The organism is uncultured Thermus sp. (assembly GCF_938010445.1).
In the GTDB taxonomy this organism is placed as follows: domain Bacteria; phylum Deinococcota; class Deinococci; order Deinococcales; family Thermaceae; genus Thermus; species Thermus altitudinis.
The window spans coordinates 1-4,354 of the sequence record NZ_CALLUR010000070.1; the positions used below are offsets into that span (position 1 = coordinate 1).

The window sequence follows — 4,354 nt, forward strand, 5'->3', positions numbered from 1 at the left end:
CCTGCCCCAGGACCACCCCTTGGCCCGGGCCCAGGGCAACATCCTCTGGGTGCGCGCCCATCCCCTGGGGGAGGTCTACGTCACCGGCCCCGGGGCCGGCGGAGGGGCCACGGCCAGCGGCCTCCTTGGCGATCTTTTCCGCTTCCTGTCCGGGCACCTGGGCCACCTGCCCGCCCCTGCCCCCACCCCTCCCTTGGCGGAGGGAAGCCCTTTGCCCGAGGTAGAATGAGGCCGTGCCCTTCCTGGACCTCCTCCGCCCCGTGAGCGATGAGGAACTCCGCCAGCTTTCGGCCAAGAATCCCGGCTGGCAGCTGGAGCGGTGGAAAGACGGGAAGCTTATGGTGTCGCCGAGAGGGGGAGAAAGCGGCTACCTGGAAGCCCTCCTCCTAGGCCAGCTTTACCGCTGGAACCAGCAGAGGGGTCTAGGCCTTGTGTTCAGCTCGGCCACCGGCTTCAAGCTCCCCGATGGCTCCCTCCTCTCCCCCGACGCCGCCTTCCTATTCCGGGATCGCTGGCTAGGCCTCTCCCCAGAGGAACGGGAGGCCTTCCCCCCCTTAGCCCCAGATGTGGCCTTGGAAATCCGCTCCCGAAGCCAGACCCTGGAGGAACTCCGGCAAAAGGCCCGGGCCTATTTGGCCAACGGCACCCGTGTGGTGGTCCTCCTGGACCCTTACACCCACCGGGTGGAGGTCCACCGCCAAGGAGGCGCGGAGGAGTATTCGGACCCGCAAAGGATTCCCCTAGACCCCGAGCTACCCGGCTTCACCTTGGACGCCCAGGAGCTCTTCCTCTAGCACCCCTGATGCCACCTCGCCGTGGCGGGGATCCCGGCCTAGCCCTTCTCCAGGCCAGCTTCAGGGGTACCCAGGATACACCCCAAAAGGCCTATCCCTTGACGCCTGGACCCCTGAGGGGAAAACATATCCCCATGCGGCTTCCCCTTATAGAGCGGTACCGGGCTTACCTGCCCGTCTCCATAAACACCCCGGTGATCTCCCTCCTGGAGGGTTCCACGCCCCTGATTCCCTTGAAAGGGCCGGAAGAAGCCCGAAGACAGGGCGTCCACCTCTACGCCAAGTTTGAGGGCCTGAACCCCACGGGAAGCTTCAAGGACCGGGGCATTACCCTGGCGGTGTCCAAGGCGGTGGAGGAAGGGGCCAAGGCGGTGGCCGCCGCCAGCACGGGAAACACCGCGGCCAGCGCCGCCGCCTACGCCGCCCGGGCCGGGATCAAGGCCATCGTGGTCCTGCCCGCGGGGTACGTGGCCCTGGGGAAGGTGGCCCAAAGCCTGGTGCACGGAGCCCGGATCATCCAGATTGAGGGCAACTTTGACCAGGCCTTGGCCCTCACCAAGGCCCTCACCGAGGCCTACCCTGTGGCCCTGGTGAACTCCTTGAACCCCTACCGCCTCGAGGGCCAGAAGACCCTGGCCTTTGAGGTGGTGGACGACCTGGGGGATGCCCCCCATTACCACGCCCTTCCCGTGGGCAACGCCGGCAACATCACCGCCCACTGGATGGGGTATAGGGAATACCACGCCCTGGGCAAGGCCAGCCGCCTTCCCCGGATGCTGGGCTTCCAGGCGGCGGGGGCTGCTCCCTTGGTCCTGGGCCATCCCATAGAGAAGCCAGAGACCCTGGCCACCGCCATCCGCATCGGCAACCCCGCCAGCTGGCAGGGGGCCATCCGGGCCAAGGAGGAGTCGGGGGGGCTGATGGAAGCGGTGACGGACGAGGAGATCCTCGCCGCCTACCGCTACCTGGCGGAGGCGGAGGGGATCTTCTCTGAACCCGCCTCGGCGGCAGCCATGGCCGGGGTGTGGAAGCTCCTAAAGGAAGGGCGTCTGGAACCGGGCAGCACCGTGGTCCTCACCCTTACCGGCCATGGCCTCAAGGACCCGGCCACGGCGGAGAAGGTGGCGGGGCTTCTTCCGCCGGTGCCCGCCACCCTCGAGGCCGTGGCCCAAGCCGCCGGACTCTTGTGATAAGCTTGGGCCATGCCCGAGGCCAAAGACGCCCGTAGGAAGCCCAAAGAACCTTTCCCCGGAGCCTACTACCTGGCAGGGGCCATCACCATCGCCCTCATGCTCCTCTTCCTGGCCCTGGGGGCCACCTTGCCCCCGGGAATAGCCGGGTTTATCGTGGCCTTCGTCCTGGGCCTTACCGTGAACCCCAAGTACGTTCCCTTCTTCCTGGTAGCGGGCATGTTCTCGGCCGCCATGGGTTTCTTAGGCCAGGAGCCCCAGGTGGCCTGGGGTGGGGTGGCCCTGGTGCTTTCCCAACTCCTGGTAAAGCGCTTTGTGCATAGGTGATGAATCCCAGCCGCCTTTCCCAAAGCCTGGCCCTTCTAGGGGTAGCTGCCTATGCCTACTTCCTTTTCCTCCGCCCCCACCAGGAAGGAATGGCCTTGGCGGTGGGCCTCTTCGTGGGCACCATGGGGGTGGCCTATGGGGAAAAACCCTTCCCTGTTCCCTTCTTCCTGGGCCTATACGGGGTTCTTTTTCTCCTTCAGCTCCTCTTCGGCCACCCCCTTCCCTTCCTCCTGGGTGGGGCGCTGGGGATGGGGCTTCCCTACCTGGTCTACCGCCTGCGGAAACCCGCCAGATAGAGGAGGGCCCCCAGGACCATCCCCTCCCCCAAGGCGGGAAGGTAAAAGGTCAGCTCCCGCACGTCCAGGCGAAGGTAGAGGAGCAGGGGCCAAGGGGTGAGGGCCCAGGCCAAGCCCGGCTGCCCATAACCCGCCGCCAGAAAAACCCCTGCCCCAAGCCCTCGCAGATAGGCCAGCCACCCCGAGCCCAGCTCGTTTTGGTACACAAACCAGACCAGATTGAGCCAGATCCCCAAGGCCCAAAGGGGCAGACGGCCCCGCCAGCGGAAGGCCAGAAAGAGGAGGAGCACAAACCCCAGGACCTCAAGCACGGGCCACCTCCCGGGAACCATGGGCCTCCAGATAGGCCACCAGGACCTCTAGGGCCTTCTCCACCGCCTCGTCCAGGTCCTCGCCCGGGATCACGGGAACCCCCTCCTCCTGGGCCCAACGGAGGAGGTGATCCTGGATAAGCCGGATCTCGGGGAAATGGGTGAGGTACCTCTCCCGAGGCCGGGCATGGGCCGTTTCCCGGTCCCTAAGGAGAAAGCGATCCTGGTGGAGCTTTTCGTCCTGAAGCACCACCAGCATGGGAACCGTGAGCACCCTGTCCCGGTAGGGATGGTCCAGGTAGCGGGGGACCACGTGCACCCCTTCCAGCACGATGGAGGTCCCCTCGAGGGCGCTCCGTTCCTGGATGGCCCTAAGGCCCACCGCCACCCGGGCCACCTGGTCCAGAAAGCCCCGCATCACCCGCTCCTCGTGGCTTTCCTCCCCGCTCAGGTCGGGCAAAAGGGCCTTCCAGGCCTCAAAGGTGGAACGGTGCAGGGTGGGAAGGAGGTCCTGGGAAAGGGAGGCCCGAAACACCTCCCGCACGGCATCCGAGGGAACGATGTGGGTGATGCCCAGGCGGTAGGCCAAGGCCGAGGCCAAGACGCTCTTCCCCACCCCGGTGACCCCACCGATGAGGATGTGCACCGGGCGGGCGCTCCGCCTCAGGCTCCTAAGGAGCAGGTACCGCCTGGCCACCTCCTCCCCCGCCTCCTTGAGAAGGGCCTGGTACACCCTTTCCCGAAGCTCATTCCGCCGGATCACCCTGCGCCCCTCCAGGCGCAGGGCCTTTTCCATCTCCCGGGCCAGCCGGTACGCCCGTTCCGGGGAAAACCCGATGCCCATCAGGGATTGCGCCAGAATGCCCTTGGAAAAGGGCATCCGGGGCTCACCGCTTTCCTCCTCCACGAAAAGCTCTCCGGCAAAGGCCTGGCGCTGGAGGTAGCGCCTGCGGGCCCCTTTGCCCAGGGCCCGGCCCACCACTTGGGCCACCACCTCCTCCAGGCGGCGGGCGGAGATCTGCTTGACCCCTTCCTGCCTAAGGTGCCTTTCCACCTCCTTGGCCAGCTCGTGGGCCTCCTTCAAGGAAAAGCCCGCCTCCTCGAGGCTCCTGGCCAAAAGCCCCTTGGAGAAGGGACGGCGCCTCTTCCCCTGCAGAACCAGGATTTCCTCAAAGGGAAGGGTCTGCCTGGAAAGCCTCCCCGCCACCTCCGCCCCCAGGGCCCGGGCCACCTCCTCCAGGAAGACCTTGCGCAGGACCCTCGGGGCCACGGCCGAATGCCCTTCCGCCTTCAAACGCTCCTCCACGGTATGGGCCACGGCCTGGGCGGCCTCCAGGGGCACCCCCAAGGGCAGAAGGGCCTCCACCAAAAGGCCTTTGGAAAGGGGCCATCTTCCACGTCGCAGGCGAACAAAGACCTCAGCCACTCTCTGGCAT

6 protein-coding genes and 1 pseudogene are annotated in these 4,354 nt (G+C 66.4%); 5 read left to right on the forward strand and 2 right to left on the reverse strand.

Annotated features, from left to right (window positions below):
- From Q0693_RS04170 to Q0693_RS04190, 5 genes and pseudogenes are all read left to right on the forward strand, one after another.
- Window positions 1-229 (forward strand): annotated as a pseudogene (locus tag Q0693_RS04170) (homoserine dehydrogenase); the annotation flags it as partial.
- Between the two features lie 4 nt (window positions 230-233).
- On the forward strand, window positions 234-794 hold the full coding sequence (locus Q0693_RS04175; protein ID WP_298629456.1) for a Uma2 family endonuclease: 561 nt from the start codon (window positions 234-236) through the stop codon (window positions 792-794).
- 134 nt (window positions 795-928) lie between these two features.
- Window positions 929-1,984, forward strand: a complete 1,056-nt coding sequence (gene thrC / locus Q0693_RS04180) for a threonine synthase (RefSeq protein ID WP_298629458.1) — start codon at window positions 929-931, stop codon at window positions 1,982-1,984.
- A gap of 12 nt (window positions 1,985-1,996) precedes the next feature.
- The gene (locus Q0693_RS04185; RefSeq protein ID WP_243029834.1) at window positions 1,997-2,311 is read left to right on the forward strand and encodes a hypothetical protein; all 315 of its coding nucleotides are present in this window, start codon (window positions 1,997-1,999) and stop codon (window positions 2,309-2,311) included.
- Complete coding sequence (locus Q0693_RS04190; RefSeq protein ID WP_243027743.1) at window positions 2,311-2,607, forward strand: hypothetical protein; 297 nt, start codon at window positions 2,311-2,313, stop codon at window positions 2,605-2,607. The genes Q0693_RS04185 and Q0693_RS04190 overlap by 1 nt, the downstream gene beginning before the upstream one ends.
- On the opposite strand, the gene Q0693_RS04195 is transcribed toward Q0693_RS04190, so the two are convergent.
- On the reverse strand, window positions 2,580-2,918 hold the full coding sequence (locus tag Q0693_RS04195; RefSeq protein ID WP_298629461.1) for a hypothetical protein: 339 nt from the start codon (window positions 2,916-2,918) through the stop codon (window positions 2,580-2,582). The two genes, Q0693_RS04190 and Q0693_RS04195, sit on opposite strands and share 28 nt — an antisense overlap.
- Window positions 2,911-4,344 carry an ATP cone domain-containing protein gene (locus Q0693_RS04200; RefSeq protein ID WP_298629464.1) on the reverse strand — a complete coding sequence of 478 codons (1,434 nt, stop codon included), beginning with the start codon at window positions 4,342-4,344 and terminating at the stop codon, window positions 2,911-2,913. Before Q0693_RS04200 ends, Q0693_RS04195 begins: the two co-directional genes overlap by 8 nt.
- Window positions 4,345-4,354: the final 10 nt, after the last annotated feature.

What these genes read in the sequence shown, in the direction of transcription:
- thrC (WP_298629458.1), top strand. Translation starts at nt 929, where the DNA reads ATGCGGCTTCCCCTTATAGAGCGGTACCGGGCTTACCTGCCCGTCTCC.
- Q0693_RS04185 (WP_243029834.1), top strand. Translation starts at nt 1,997, where the DNA reads ATGCCCGAGGCCAAAGACGCCCGTAGGAAGCCCAAAGAACCTTTCCCC.
- Q0693_RS04190 (WP_243027743.1), top strand. Translation starts at nt 2,311, where the DNA reads ATGAATCCCAGCCGCCTTTCCCAAAGCCTGGCCCTTCTAGGGGTAGCT.